Below are 13,449 nucleotides of genomic sequence, written 5' to 3'. Positions count from 1 at the left end.
CCTTTTTTCGAGAACCTGTCGAATGAACGCATCCCACTACCGCTCCGTCTTCGCGCCCGGCCTGTTCGCCGGGCAATGCATCGTCGTCACCGGCGGCGGCTCGGGCATCGGCCGCTGCACCGCGCACGAACTGGCCTCGCTCGGCGCCCACGTCGTGCTGGTCGGCCGCAAGCCCGAGAAGCTCGACGCGGTGCGCGCCGAGATCGAAGCGGCCGGCGGCAACGCCAGCACGCAGGCCTTCGACATCCGCCAGGAAGACGCCGTGCGCGACGCCGTGAAGGCCATCGTCGCAGCGCACGGGCGCATCGACGGGCTGGTCAACAACGCGGGCGGCCAGTACATCACGCCGCTGGCCGCCATCTCGGCCAAGGGCTGGGAGGCGGTGATCCACACCAACCTCACGGGCGGCTTCCTGGTGGCGCGCGAGTGCTACCTGCAGAGCATGCAGGCGCACGGCGGCGCCATCGTCAACATCGTGGCCGACATCTGGGGGTCGATGCCGAACATGGGCCACAGCGGCGCCGCGCGCGCCGGCATGGTGAGCTTCACCGAGACCGCCGCCGCCGAATGGGCCGTGAGCGGCGTGCGCGTGAACGCCGTGGCGCCGGGCTACATCGCCTCCAGCGGCATGGACCACTACCCGCCCGAGGCCGGCGACATGCTGCGCGCCATGCGCAAGACCGTGCCCGCGGGCCGCTTCGGCAACGAGGCCGAGACCTCCGCCGCCATCGCCTTCCTGCTGGGCCCGGCCGCCGCCTTCATCAGCGGCACCGTGCTGCGCGTGGACGGCGCGCGCCCGCAGGCGCGCATGGGCTGGCCGATGGAACTGCCCGACGCGCAGGCGCAGCAGCGCCCCGCGGTGCGGCCCTACGACGGCTTTCACCTCGCGCAGACACCGCGCGTGTTCCAGGACAAGTAACGAGCGAACGAACGAACGGAGACCCGCCATGCAGTACACCCATGAACACCTCGAGATGCAGAACACCCTGCGCCGGTTCATCGACGAGGAGATCAACCCCCACGTCGACGAATGGGAAGAGGCCGAGATCTTTCCCGCGCACGAGGTCTTCAAGAAGCTCGGCAACCTCGGCCTGCTGGGACTGAACAAGCCCGAGGCCTTCGGCGGCGCCGGGCTCGACTACTCGTTCGCGATGGCCTTCGCCGAGGGGCTGGGCCACATCAGCTGTGGCGGCGTGCCGATGGCCATCGGCGTGCAGACCGACATGTGCACGCCCGCGCTCGCGCGCTTCGGCAGCGACGAACTGCGCCGCGAGTTCCTGGTGCCCGCCATCGCGGGCGACACGGTCGGCTGCATCGGTGTCAGCGAGCCCGGCGCGGGCAGCGACGTGGCGGGCCTGAAGACCTATGCGAAGAAGGACGGCGACGACTACCTCATCACCGGCCAGAAGATGTGGATCACCAACAGCCTGCAGGCCGACTGGATGTGCATGCTGGTCAACACCAGCGAAGGCCCGGTGCACCGCAACAAGTCGCTCGTGATGGTGCCGATGAACCTGCCCGGCATCGAGAAGGCCAAGAAGATCCGCAAGATCGGCATGGACTCGAGCGACACCGGCCTCATCTATTTCGACAACGTGCGCGTGCCGCAACGCTACCGCATCGGCGAGGAGGGCCAGGGCTTCGTCTACCAGATGCAGCAGTTCCAGGAAGAGCGCCTGTGGTGCGCGGCCAGTTCGCTCGCACCGATGGACGACTGCATCTCGCAGACCATCGAATGGGCGCAGCAGCGCCAGATGTTCGGCGCCACGCTGGCCGACCAGCAGTGGGTGCAGTTCAAGCTGGCCGAACTCAAGACCGAGGTGGAGGCGCTGCGCGCCCTCACCTACCGCGCCTGCGACCTGCACGTGAAGGGCGAAGACGTGCTCGAACTCGCGTCGATGGCCAAGCTCAAGACCGGCCGCCTCACGCGCCAGGTGGCCGACACCTGCCTGCAGTTCTGGGGCGGCATGGGCTTCACGCTGGAGAACCGCGTCTCGCGCCTGTACCGCGACGGCCGCCTGGGCTCCATCGGCGGCGGCGCCGACGAGGTGATGCTCGGCATCCTCGCCAAGACCATGGGCATCGCCAAGCGCCCGCCGCGCGGCTGACCGGGCACGCCATGGACGCGGAACTGCAGGCCGACCGTGCAGCGCTCGCCGACACGGTGCGCCGCTTCGCCCAGGCCGAGATCGCACCGAACGTGCAGGCCTGGGACGAGGCCGGCGAATTCCCGCGCGCGCTGTACGCCCGCGCGGCCGAGCTGGGCCTGCTGGGCCTGGGCTACCCGGAAGCACTCGGCGGCACGCCCGCCTCGTATGCGCTCAAGCTGCCGGCCTGGGTCGCGCTCGCGCGCCACGGCCAGAGCGGCGGCGTGCTCGCGAGCCTGTTCTCGCACAACATCGGCCTGCCGCCCGTGGTGCTGCACGCCAGCGACGCGGTGCGCCGCGAGGTCGTGCCGGGCGTGCTGCGCGGCGAAAAGATCGCCGCGCTCGCGATCACCGAACCCGGCGGCGGCTCCGACGTGGCCGCGGTGCGCACGACGGCCAAGCGCGACGGCGACCACTACGTGCTGAACGGCGAGAAGACCTTCATCACCTCGGGCATGCGCGCCGACTGGATCACCGTGGCCGTGCGCACCGGCGAAGCCCGCGGCGCGGGCGGGCTCTCGATGCTGCTGGTGCCGGGCGACACGCCCGGCCTTTCGCGCACGCGGCTCGCGAAGATGGGCTGGCTGTGCTCCGACACCGCCACGCTGCACTTCGACAACGTGCGCGTGCCCGCGCGCTACCTGCTCGGCGACGAGGGCGCGGGTTTTCGCATGGTCATGGGCAATTTCAACGGCGAGCGCGTCGGGCTCGCGGCCGGCGCGCTGGGCTTCGCGCAGGCCTGCCTGGACGAAGCGCTGGCCTGGTCGCGCGAGCGCAAGACCTTCGGCGCCGCGCTCATCGAACACCAGGCGGTGCGCCACAAGCTGGTCGACATGCAGATGCGCATCGCCTCGACCGAGGCCTGGCTCGAGGCCGTGTCCGCCGAGGGCGATGCGCACGAAGCGGCGGGCCGCATCAACGCGCCCGAGTGGGTGGCGCAGGTCTGCCTGCTCAAGAACCACGCCACGCAGACCATGCAGTTCTGCGCCGACCAGGCGGTGCAGATCCTCGGCGGCATGGGCTTCATGCGCGGCACCGTGAGCGAGCGCGTCTACCGCGAGGTCAAGGTGATGATGATCGGCGGCGGGGCCGAGGAGATCATGAAGGAGCTGGCGGCGCGCCAACTCGGGTGGGTGTAGCGGCGGCGCCGACCTTTCTTCCGGCCCGGCCGGAACGCCGCTGCGCAGCGGGTGTCCAACCGTTCAGCACCTTTGCTGAGTCGCGGGAGATCACCATGCTCTCTTTCACTTATGGCATCGGCGCCGTCGTTCTGGTCCTGCTGGCGGCGCTGCTCTTTTCGGCGATCTGGATCTTCCGGGAGTACGAGCGCGGCATCGTGTTCACCCTGGGGCGCTTCTCGAAGGTGGCAGGGCCCGGGCTGGTGTTCGTGATCCCGGCCATCCAGCAGGTGGTGCGCGTCGACCTGCGCACCGTGGTGCTCGAAGTGCCGACGCAGGACGTGATCTCGCGCGACAACGTGTCGGTGAAGGTCAGCGCAGTCGTCTACTTCCGCATCGTCGATGCGGCCAAGGCCATCATCGAGGTCAAGGACTTCTTCAACGCGACCAGCCAGCTGGCCCAGACCACGTTGCGCTCGGTGCTCGGCAAGCACCAGCTGGACGACATGCTGGCCGAGCGCGAAAAGCTCAACCTGGATGTGCGCGAATCGCTGGACGTGCAGACGGCCTCATGGGGCATCAAGGTGTCGAACGTCGAGATCAAGCAGATCGACCTCACCGAATCCATGATCCGCGCCATCGCACGGCAGGCCGAGGCGGAACGCGAACGCCGCGCCAAGGTGATCCATGCCGAGGGCGAGCTGCAGGCGTCCGAGAAGCTGTTCCAGGCCGCGCGCGTGCTGGCGCAGGAGCCCCAGGCCATCCAGTTGCGCTACCTGGAAACGCTCACGGTGATCGGCGCGGACAAGAACACGACCATCGTGTTTCCGCTGCCGGTGGACCTGATGGCGAGCTTTCTCGGCAAGCAGCACGCATAGCGTGCAACGCACGGAAGCGGAAAGCCATTCGAAGCACCCGCCGGCATCCCTTCATGCCGGCTGACGCCTGACGCGCGTCAGTCCGCGTCAGTCCGCGTCTTCCCCACCGCCCGCCTGTGCGGCCAGCGCGGCCGCCGCGCGCAGCTTGTCCTTCTTGCTCGGCCGCGCGCCCTTGATGCCGCCGTTGCCCGAGGTGTCGACCACCACCGGCGCCGTCTCGACCGGCTCGAAGCCCGCGATGCGCTCGCGCGGCACGCGCTGGCCCTGGCGCTTCTCGATCAGGCGGAAGTGCGCCTCGGTGGTGGGGCTCACGAAGCTGATCGCCAGCCCGCTCGCGCCCGCGCGGCCGGTGCGGCCGATGCGGTGGATGTAGTCGGTGGGCGAACGCGGCAGGTCGTAGTTGATGACCACGGGCAGTTGCGCGATGTCCAGGCCGCGCGCCGCCAGGTCGGTCGCGATCACCACGTCCCAGCGGCTCTGCTTGAACTGCGCCAGGATGTCGCGGCGCGTGCCCTGCGCGATGTCGCCATGGAAGGGCACGGCGTAGATGCCGTTGCGGTACAGCTTCTCGGCCACGGTCTGTGCGGCGTGCTGCGTGGCGACGAACACCAGCACGCGGTCCCAGGTGCCTTCGTTGTCCTTCAGCAGCTGGCGCAGCAGCTGGGTGCGGCGGGCGGCGTCGACCTCGATGGCGCGCTGCACGATGTCGGGGCGGGTGCCGGGCTCGCCCTGCACGTCGACCAAGGCCGGGGCGTGCAGTTCTGCGCCGACCAGGCGGTGCAGATCCTCGGCGGCATGGGCTTCATGCGCGGCACGGTGAGCGAGCGCATCTACCGCGAGGTCAAGGTGATGATGATCGGCGGCGGGGCCGAGGAGATCATGAAGGAGCTGGCGGCGCGGCAGCTGGGGTGGGTGTAGCCGATCGGATGTCGGGGAGCCCAGGGCTCCCCTCCACCCACCCGCAACCGCCGATCAACAAGCCTCAGTACAGGTAGACCGCGCCGGACTCCGGGCCGCTGTTGTCTGCCTGATTGCCATTGATGCCTGTGGTTCCACCATCTTCACGAGGGGCGCCCACGGCCAGCAGGGACCCATCGCCAGACATGGCCACGGAGAGTCCAAACATGTCCGCCATCTCGACGTTCGGTGCCTTGATGAACGCTTGATGCATGAAGCTGCCGTGCCGGTTGTCGTACAGATGGACAGCACCGGAAAGGAAGGTGTTTCCAGGCGTGGGATTGCCATTGATGCCGGAAGAATCCGCGCTGTCGCCCGAAGACCCTACGGCCAGCAATGAGCCGTCCGCCGACAAGGCCACGGACAAACCGAAAACGGCTGATGCATGTGTGTTGGAGGCCTTAACGTAGCTTTCGAGTGGCCACGCATCGGCGTTGCGGGTGAACGTAAACACGGCCCCGGCAGACTGCACGACAGGCGAAGAGGGATCGAATCCCCCCACGCTCTTGCCCGCATTCGTTTCGCCCGTAGAGCCCACGGCCAAGCGGCTGCCGTTGGCGTTCAGCGCAACCGCGTTGCCGAAGAAAGCGAAAGCTTGCGGTGTCCCCGCCTTGAGGTACGCCGATTGCGTCCACGTCCCGCTCGACGCCCCGTACACATAGACCGCGCCAGCCAACAAGGCCGAATTGTCTGCACCATTGCCGACGGCTCCGCTCGACTCGCCGATCGCACCCACGGCCAGCACCTTGCCGTCTCTGGACAAGGCCACCGCGCCGCCAAACTGGTCGCCCAGATCACGGTTGTGCGCCTGCACCCTGGCCTCCAACGCCCATGCTCCGCCGTTGCGCTGGAAGACATAGGCATATCCGTGGTTCACATCACTCACGTCGTGAGGGGCTCCCACCGCCACCGTGCGCCCATCATCGGAAATGGACACATCCCTGCCGAAGTTCCCGCGGTGCGCTGACCCCTTCAGGTAGGCCTGCTGCGTCCAGTTGTCGCCCGAGCGCTCGAAGACATACGCGGCACCTACCCCCACCTGGCTGTTGTCGGAAGGGTCACCTGAAACGCTGGCCTCGCTCGGTGCGCCAACAATCAGGACCGAGCCGTCCCTGGACAGCTTCAAGGAGGCGCCGAACTCGTCGTCGATGTCGGCATTTGCAGCCGTCAGCGTCGCTTGCATTCGCCATTTGTTGGTTCCGGCACGCGAAAACACATGCACTTCGCCCGTCCTGGCCGTCGCCGCGGCCATGACCTTGCCGTCTCCGGAGAGCGTGACCCGGTTCCCAAAGGAACTTCCGATTTTGGACACCGGCGCCTTGAAATAGCCGATGGCCTTGCTTAGATCAACTTGCAGCGGCGAAGACACCGCGCTGCAGCCCGAGGCGTTGCATGCGGCCACCCCAAACACGGGGGGAAAGACCACGTCCGCTCTCGACAACAGAAGTGCGTCCTGGTACTCGTAGCTCGTCGAGCCGATGTTGTCGACCTTCGGCGTGATGAACAGGCCCAGGGACGCCTCGAACAACCGGTAGTGCGTGGCCCCTGCACTGGCGTTCCAGGCGAACTTGTAGGTCTTGATGTCGTAGCCGACGCTCAGACCCGTGGGCACCGAAGGCACAGGTGGGGGACCGACATTCACGCAGGTCACGGCAACGCTGCCGACGACGCCCTCCACACGCCCTTCTCCCTGCGCGACCGTGCAGGTCTGCGATGCCGGTTGTGTGCGCACCGTCACACGATAGGCACTGCCGAGCGGAAGAACGGACGCAAACCGGAAACTCCCGCTTCCGCTCAGGCTCAGGTCGTCCCCGTCATTGTTCTGCAGCACCACCGTGCCCGTCAGCCCCGAGACCGTGCCGCCGAGTTCGAATGTCTGGTGGGAACACACGACACGCACGCTGTCGACAGGTCCCGCTGCGGAGCCGACGCCGCCATTGACCGCGCAGGTCTGACCGGTGGGCTGACGTGCCACGGTCACTGCATAGGGATTTCCTGCGGGGACTTGCTTGGCGAATTTGAAGGGGCCGCTGGCGCTCAGGTTCAGGTCATCGGACCCGTTGTTCTGCAGGACGACTGCGCCCGAAAGGCCAGCCACCTCGCCACCGATCACATATGAAGTCGCGCCGGGCGGATTGCCGCCCCCGATGACAAGCGGAGGCAACGCCGAGCCGCCCCCGCCGCCTCCACCGCCACCGCAGCCGATCAAGACCAATGCGGCTGCGCTCGCAACCCATCCGCGGCCAAGCCATCCCCGTACGCGACGAACATTCGCCGCGCCGCTGCTCACGACATTCCTCATCCTCGCTCCTCTTTTGATTGCGAGGGATGATACATATCGCTCCCCGCCAGACAGGGCGGGGCGATGCGGATTCGAAGCGCTGGCTAGTCGTTCGGCTCGGCGTCGTCGCGCTGCGAGGCGGCGGCCAGCGCCGCGGCGGCGCGCAGCTTGTCCTTCTTGCTCGGCCGCGCGCCCTTGATGCCGCCGTTGCCCGAGGTGTCGACCACCACCGGCGCCGTCTCGACCGGCTCGAAGCCCGCGATGCGCTCGCGCGGCACGCGCTGGCCCTGGCGCTTCTCGATGAGGCGGAAGTGCGCCTCGGTGGCCGGGCTCACGAAGCTGATCGCCAGCCCGCTCGCGCCCGCGCGGCCGGTGCGGCCGATGCGGTGGATGTAGTCGGTGGGCGAACGCGGCAGGTCGTAGTTGATGACCACGGGCAGCTGCGCGATGTCCAGGCCGCGCGCCGCCAGGTCGGTGGCGATCACCACGTCCCAGCGGCTCTGCTTGAACTGCGCCAGGATGTCGCGGCGCGTGCCCTGCGCGATGTCGCCGTGGAAGGGCACGGCGTAGATGCCGTTGCGGTACAGCTTCTCGGCCACGGTCTGCGCGGCGTGCTGCGTGGCGACGAACACCAGCACGCGGTCCCAGGTGCCTTCGTTATCCTTCAGCAGCTGGCGCAGCAGCTGGGTGCGGCGGGCGGCGTCGACCTCGATGGCGCGCTGCACGATGTCGGGGCGGGTGCCGGGCTCGCCCTGCACGTCGACCAGGGCCGGGTCGTGCAGCATGTCGTCGGCCAGCGCCTGGATGGCGATCGGAAAGGTGGCCGAAAAGAGCAGGTTCTGGCGCCGCGCGGGCAGCAGCGCCAGGATGCGCTGCAGTTCCTCGGCAAAGCCCAGGTCGAACAGGCGGTCGGCCTCGTCGAGCACGAGCGTCGACACGGCATCGAGCGCGAGCGCGTTGTGCTCGACCAGGTCGAGCAGCCGGCCGGGCGTGGCGACCACGATGTCGGCGCCGCCGCGCAGCCGCATCATCTGCGGGTTGATCGAGACGCCGCCGACCGCGACGACGATCTTCAGGCGCTCGGGCAGGTGCCGAGCGAAGTCTTCCAGCGTCTCGCCCACTTGAGCCGCGAGTTCGCGCGTGGGCACGAGCACCAGCGCGCGCAGCCGGCGCGACGCCGACGAGGCGGGCTCGGCGGCCAGGCGCTGCAGCAGCGGCAGGGAAAATGCGGCCGTCTTGCCGGAGCCGGTCTGTGCCGAGCCCCGCAGGTCGCGGCCCTGCAAAATGGCAGGGATGGCCGCCGCCTGGATGGCGGTCGGCGCGGCAAAGCCGCTCGCGGCGGCCGCTTGCGCGAGCGCGGGGGTCAGGCCCAGGGTATCGAATGGCATGGAACGGGCACCGGGAAAAAGAGAGAGATCGAAAGAAAGACGGATCGAATGGGAACGATGAAGAACAGCCGCACCGGCAGCACGCTGGTGTACTCCACCGAGGCGGGCGGGCGCATGTGCCCCGACTGCGGCGCCCCGATGGCGCAATGCCGCTGCAAGGAACTCGCGAAGGCCCGCACGGCGGCCACGGACGGCATTGTCCGCGTATCGCACGAGACCAAGGGCCGAAAGGGCAAGGGCGTGACCGTGGTCAAGGGCCTGCCGCTCGACGCGGCGGCGCTGGCGGCCGTGGGCAAGCAGCTGAAAGCAGCCTGCGGCACGGGCGGCACGGTGAAGGACGGCACCGTGGAGATCCAGGGCGATCACCGCGAAGTCGTCATCGCCGCCCTCGTGAAGCAGGGCCACACGGTCAAGCGCGCAGGCGGCTGAACAGCGCATGAACCCCGAAGACCTGCAGCGCCTGGTGACGCTCGAAATGCCTTTTGGCAAGCACAAGGGCACGTTGATTGCCGATTTGCCCGGAAATTACCTGACCTGGTTTGCGCGCGAGGGTTTTCCCGCGGGAGAAATTGGCCGGCTGCTCGCTTTGATGCATGAAATAGACCACAACGGCCTGTCCGACCTCCTGAAACCGTTGCGAAACCGCCCGTCGGGTCGGAATGTTTCTCGATAACACAAGATTTCCCCCCTTTTTTCGGAAATCGGGCCGGATAATCCGGCTCACGTGTCTGCGAGCTTCGGCTCCCGTGCACGTAATTTGGTGATCGGTCAGTTTCGCGCCACAGCGCATTAGTTTGTTGTGATTCTGGGACTCCATCGCTTTGTGTTTTTTTGGTTTGAATTAGGAGTCCCTCCATGGGCAAGAAACTTTACGTGGGCAACCTCGCCTACTCCGTGCGTGACAACGACCTGGAACAGGCTTTCGGCGAGTTCGGCTCGATCGTCAGCGCCAAGGTCATGATGGAACGTGACACCGGCCGTTCGAAGGGCTTCGGCTTCGTCGAAATGGGCACGGACGCTGAAGCACTCGCAGCTGTCGAAGGCATGAACGGCGCATCGCTGCAGGGCCGCGCCCTGACGGTGAACGAAGCCCGTCCGATGGAAGCACGTCCCCCCCGCACCGGCGGTGGTGGCGGCTACGGCGGTGGTGGCGGCGGCGGCTACGGTGGTGGCGGCGGCGGCGGTTACGGCGGCGGCGGTGGCGGCCGTAGCGGTGGCGGCGGTGGTTACGGCGGCGGCGGCGGTGGCCGCGGCGGCTACTAAGCCCTCCCCCACGCACTCATGAGCGCCTCGGCGCTCTGAATGAATAAAAAGCTCCTTCGGGAGCTTTTTTCGTTTCCGGCCCCCAACCCTCCCCCTCACTCCCCGCCCCTTCGTGGAACACCACGGAACCGGCTTCGCCGGGCCGTTGGTGTTGCCCCCGGAAGGGGATTGGCGTAGCGACACGAAGTGCGCGAAGACTGGGGGAGAGCCATGCCCTCCGGGCCGCTGGTGTTGCCCCCGGAAGGGGGTTGGCGCAGCGACACGAAGTGCGCGAAGCCTGGGGGAGAGCCCGTACTTTCCCTGTAAGCATTTGTCCGTACCGCGCTGGTCAGCCGACGGTCAGCCGCTGGCGACGACCCTCGTCCCTTCGAAAACAGAGGGTCGAGACAATGCAAATCAAGAGACAGGCGGACTTCTTCTCAGGAGTCATGTTCGCCGCCGTCGGTGGCGCGTTCGCCATCGGCGCCACCACCTACACCATCGGCGACGGCGCCCGCATGGGGCCGGGGTACTTCCCGCTGATGCTGGGCATCCTGCTGGCGCTGCTGGGCGCGCTGATCATGTTCCAGGCCATGGTGGTCGAGAGCGCCGACGGCGACAAGATCGGCAAATGGGCGTGGAAGCCGCTGGCCTTCGTGCTCGGCGCCAACCTGGCCTTCGGCGTGCTGCTGGGCGGCCTGCCCAGCGTCGGGCTGCCGGCGATGGGCATGATCATCGCGATCTACGCGCTCACGATCATTTCGAGCATGGCGGGCGAGCACTTCAAGCTGCGCGACGTGCTGGTGCTGGCGACCATCCTGGCAGCCGGCAGCTATGTGGCCTTCATCTGGGCGCTCAAGCTGCAGATCCAGGTCTGGCCCACGTTCATTTCGGGTTGAGGAGCACACCGCCATGGAACTGTTCCACAACCTGGCGACCGGCTTCGGCGTCGCCTTCACTTTCACCAACCTGCTGTACTGCCTGGTCGGTTGCATCCTGGGCACGCTGATCGGCGTGCTGCCGGGCATCGGCCCCGTCGCGACCATCGCGATGCTGCTGCCCGCCACCTACGCGCTGCCGCCCGTGTCGGCGCTGATCATGCTGGCCGGCATCTACTACGGCGCCCAGTACGGCGGCTCGACCACGGCCATCCTGGTGAACCTGCCCGGGGAGTCGTCCTCGGTGGTCACCTGCATCGACGGCTACCAGATGGCAAGGCAGGGCCGCGCAGGCCCTGCGCTGGCCGCGGCGGGCCTGGGCTCGTTCTTCGCGGGCTGCGTCGGCACGCTGATCCTGGCCGCCTTCGCGCCCCCGCTGACCGAGTTGGCCTTCAAGTTCGGCCCCGCCGAGTACTTCTCGCTGATGGTGCTGGGCCTGATCGGCGCGGTGGTGCTGGCCTCGGGCTCGCTGCTCAAGGCGGTGGCGATGATCGTGCTGGGCCTGCTGCTGGGCATCGTGGGCACCGACGTCAACTCGGGCGTGGCGCGCTTCAGCTTCGACATTCCCGAGCTCACCGACGGCATCGGCTTCGTGGTGATCGCCATGGGCGTGTTCGGCTACGGCGAAATCATCGGCAACCTCTCGCAGCCCGACGACGAGCGCGAGGTGTTCACGCACAAGGTCAAGGGCCTGTGGCCCACCAAGGACGACTTCAAGCGCATGACGCCCGCCGTGCTGCGCGGCACGGCGCTGGGTTCGGCGCTGGGCATCCTGCCGGGCGGCGGTGCGCTGCTGGCGGCCTTCGCGGCCTATGCGCTGGAGAAGAAGATCAAGATGCGCCCCGGCGAAGTCGCCTTCGGCAAGGGCAACATCCGCGGCGTGGCTTCGCCCGAGTCGGCCAACAACGCCGGCGCGCAGACTTCCTTCATTCCGCTCCTGACGCTGGGCATCCCGCCCAACGCCGTGATGGCGCTGATGGTGGGCGCGATGACGATCCACAACATCCAGCCCGGCCCGCAGGTGATGACCAGCAACCCGGAGCTCTTCTGGGGCCTGATCGCCTCGATGTGGATCGGCAACGCGATGCTGATCATCCTGAACCTGCCGCTGATCGGCATGTGGATCAAGCTGCTGACGGTGCCCTACAAGTTCCTGTTCCCCGCCATCGTGCTGTTCTGCGCGATCGGCGTGTACTCGACCAACAACAACACCTTCGACGTGTGGATGGTGGCGATCTTCGGCTTCATCGGCTACCTGTTCCTGAAGCTGCGCACCGAGCCGGCCCCGCTGTTGCTGGGCTTCATCCTCGGGCCGATGATGGAAGAGAACCTGCGGCGCGCGCTGCTCCTGTCGCGCGGTGCGTGGAGCGTGTTCGTCACGCGGCCGCTGTCGGCGGGCCTGCTGATCGCCGCGGCGCTGCTGCTGGCCATCGTGCTGCTGCCGGCGATCAAGGCGAAACGCGAAGAGGCGTTTGTCGAGGACTGACCTCGGTGCCCTCAAAGAAAAGCCCCTGGCCGGACGCCAGGGGCTTTTTTATTTCAGGAACGCGTCGTAAGCCGTCTTCAGGATCAGCGCACTCACCACCACGATGAACACGATCCGCACGAAGCCCGCCCCATGCTTCAGCGCCACGCGCGTACCGACCAGGCTGCCGGCCACGTTGGCCACGGCCATCACCAGCCCGTAGTGCCACCAGACGTGCCCCTTGGCGGCCAGCAGGATCAGCGCGGCGGCGTTGGTCAGAGTGTTGATGACCTTGGCCGAGGCCGAGGCGTTGAGGAAGTCGTAGCCCATCCAGCGCACGAACAGGAACACCAGGAAGCTGCCCGTGCCCGGCCCGAAGAAGCCGTCGTAGAAACCGATGGTCAGGCCGATGGTGCTGGCCGCCAGCGTCTCGGCGCGGCCGCTGAAGCGCGGTGCGTGCAGCCGGCCCATGTCCTTGCGTGCCAGCGTGTAGACCAGCACGCCCAGCAGGATGACCGGCAGCGCCCGGCGCAGGAAGTCGCCCGGGAAGACCGTGACGGTCCAGGCGCCGAGCATCGAGCCGCCGAAACCCAGCAGCGCGGCCGGCCACATCGCGCTCCAGCGCATCTGCACCCGCTGGCTGAACTGGGCCGCCGAGGCCGCCGTGCCCCAGATGGACGCGCTCTTGTTGGTGCCCAGCAGCGTGGCCGGCGGCGCGCCCGGAAACACCGCAAAAAGGGCCGGCACCAGAATCAACCCGCCGCCGCCCACGATCGCATCGATAAAACCCGCGAGCAGTGAGGCGCCCGTGACCACCAGCATTTCCATGCGGGCGATTGTCTCACCGGAATCGCTATCGAAACGATAGCTGTGGTGGCCGGTACCGGCTGGCCAAGAGGCCTGTTTGGCTTGGAGGAAAGGGCCTGCATTCGCGCTGCGAACAGGCAAAAAAAAGCGCCGACCAGCGGCGCTTTTCAAATATCAGACAGGCATCTCGTACGGAGCCTTTGAAGAATGTTCTTGTTGATCGATCGG

General features: G+C 67.5%; 12 protein-coding genes and 2 pseudogenes. 10 read left to right on the top strand and 4 right to left on the bottom strand.

What is annotated here, in order from left to right; all coding sequences use genetic code 11:
* Positions 1-22: 22 nt before the first annotated feature.
* The 4 genes from AC1RAA_RS26990 (at position 23) to AC1RAA_RS26975 (ending at position 4,143) form a co-directional block, all read left to right on the top strand.
* Positions 23-919, top strand: coding sequence for an SDR family NAD(P)-dependent oxidoreductase (locus AC1RAA_RS26990; protein WP_492731522.1), 897 nt, complete (start codon positions 23-25; stop codon positions 917-919).
* A gap of 28 nt (positions 920-947) precedes the next feature.
* Positions 948-2,108 carry an acyl-CoA dehydrogenase family protein gene (locus AC1RAA_RS26985; RefSeq protein ID WP_159273533.1) on the top strand — a complete coding sequence of 387 codons (1,161 nt, stop codon included), beginning with the start codon at positions 948-950 and terminating at the stop codon, positions 2,106-2,108.
* 11 nt (positions 2,109-2,119) lie between these two features.
* Complete coding sequence (locus tag AC1RAA_RS26980) at positions 2,120-3,286, top strand: acyl-CoA dehydrogenase family protein (RefSeq protein WP_492731520.1); 1,167 nt, start codon at positions 2,120-2,122, stop codon at positions 3,284-3,286.
* A 95-nt stretch (positions 3,287-3,381) separates the two neighbouring features.
* On the top strand, positions 3,382-4,143 hold the full coding sequence (locus tag AC1RAA_RS26975) for a slipin family protein (RefSeq protein WP_095743242.1): 762 nt from the start codon (positions 3,382-3,384) through the stop codon (positions 4,141-4,143).
* A gap of 87 nt (positions 4,144-4,230) precedes the next feature.
* Here AC1RAA_RS26975 and AC1RAA_RS26970 read toward each other — a convergent pair.
* Positions 4,231-4,902 (bottom strand): annotated as a pseudogene (locus AC1RAA_RS26970) (helicase-related protein); the annotation flags it as partial.
* Here AC1RAA_RS26970 and AC1RAA_RS26965 point away from each other — a divergent pair.
* Positions 4,897-5,061: pseudogene (locus AC1RAA_RS26965) on the top strand (acyl-CoA dehydrogenase family protein); the annotation flags it as partial. The pseudogenes AC1RAA_RS26970 and AC1RAA_RS26965 overlap by 6 nt on opposite strands.
* A gap of 64 nt (positions 5,062-5,125) precedes the next feature.
* Here the strand turns inward: AC1RAA_RS26965 and AC1RAA_RS26960 are convergent.
* Together AC1RAA_RS26960 and AC1RAA_RS26955 are read right to left on the bottom strand one after the other, a co-directional pair.
* The gene (locus tag AC1RAA_RS26960; RefSeq protein WP_492731518.1) at positions 5,126-7,402 is read right to left on the bottom strand and encodes a hypothetical protein; all 2,277 of its coding nucleotides are present in this window, start codon (positions 7,400-7,402) and stop codon (positions 5,126-5,128) included.
* An 83-nt stretch (positions 7,403-7,485) separates the two neighbouring features.
* Positions 7,486-8,769: a DEAD/DEAH box helicase gene (locus AC1RAA_RS26955; RefSeq protein WP_492731516.1), complete on the bottom strand. Its 1,284-nt coding sequence runs from the start codon at positions 8,767-8,769 to the stop codon at positions 7,486-7,488.
* A 48-nt stretch (positions 8,770-8,817) separates the two neighbouring features.
* On the opposite strand from AC1RAA_RS26955, the gene AC1RAA_RS26950 reads away from it, so the two are divergent.
* The 5 genes from AC1RAA_RS26950 to AC1RAA_RS26930 all read left to right on the top strand — a co-directional run bounded on the left by AC1RAA_RS26950 (position 8,818) and on the right by AC1RAA_RS26930 (position 12,435).
* Entirely contained in the window at positions 8,818-9,198 is a 381-nt protein-coding gene (locus tag AC1RAA_RS26950) for a translation initiation factor Sui1 (RefSeq protein WP_062472780.1), read from the top strand.
* A 7-nt stretch (positions 9,199-9,205) separates the two neighbouring features.
* The gene (locus AC1RAA_RS26945) at positions 9,206-9,442 is read left to right on the top strand and encodes a DUF3820 family protein (protein WP_056584018.1); all 237 of its coding nucleotides are present in this window, start codon (positions 9,206-9,208) and stop codon (positions 9,440-9,442) included.
* 182 nt (positions 9,443-9,624) lie between these two features.
* Positions 9,625-10,032, top strand: a complete 408-nt coding sequence (gene rbp, locus AC1RAA_RS26940; RefSeq protein ID WP_095950733.1) for an RNA-binding regulator — start codon at positions 9,625-9,627, stop codon at positions 10,030-10,032.
* Between the two features lie 389 nt (positions 10,033-10,421).
* Positions 10,422-10,910 carry a tripartite tricarboxylate transporter TctB family protein gene (locus AC1RAA_RS26935; protein ID WP_095949764.1) on the top strand — a complete coding sequence of 163 codons (489 nt, stop codon included), beginning with the start codon at positions 10,422-10,424 and terminating at the stop codon, positions 10,908-10,910.
* Positions 10,911-10,923: 13 nt separating this feature from the next.
* The gene (locus AC1RAA_RS26930; protein ID WP_139703961.1) at positions 10,924-12,435 is read left to right on the top strand and encodes a tripartite tricarboxylate transporter permease; all 1,512 of its coding nucleotides are present in this window, start codon (positions 10,924-10,926) and stop codon (positions 12,433-12,435) included.
* A gap of 48 nt (positions 12,436-12,483) precedes the next feature.
* Here the strand turns inward: AC1RAA_RS26930 and AC1RAA_RS26925 are convergent, their stop codons facing one another.
* The gene (locus AC1RAA_RS26925; protein WP_139703963.1) at positions 12,484-13,242 is read right to left on the bottom strand and encodes a sulfite exporter TauE/SafE family protein; all 759 of its coding nucleotides are present in this window, start codon (positions 13,240-13,242) and stop codon (positions 12,484-12,486) included.
* Positions 13,243-13,449: the final 207 nt, after the last annotated feature.

Source organism: Variovorax sp. GW823-FHT04F07 (assembly GCF_058795995.1).
This window is presented reverse-complemented; position numbering and strand designations above follow the sequence as displayed.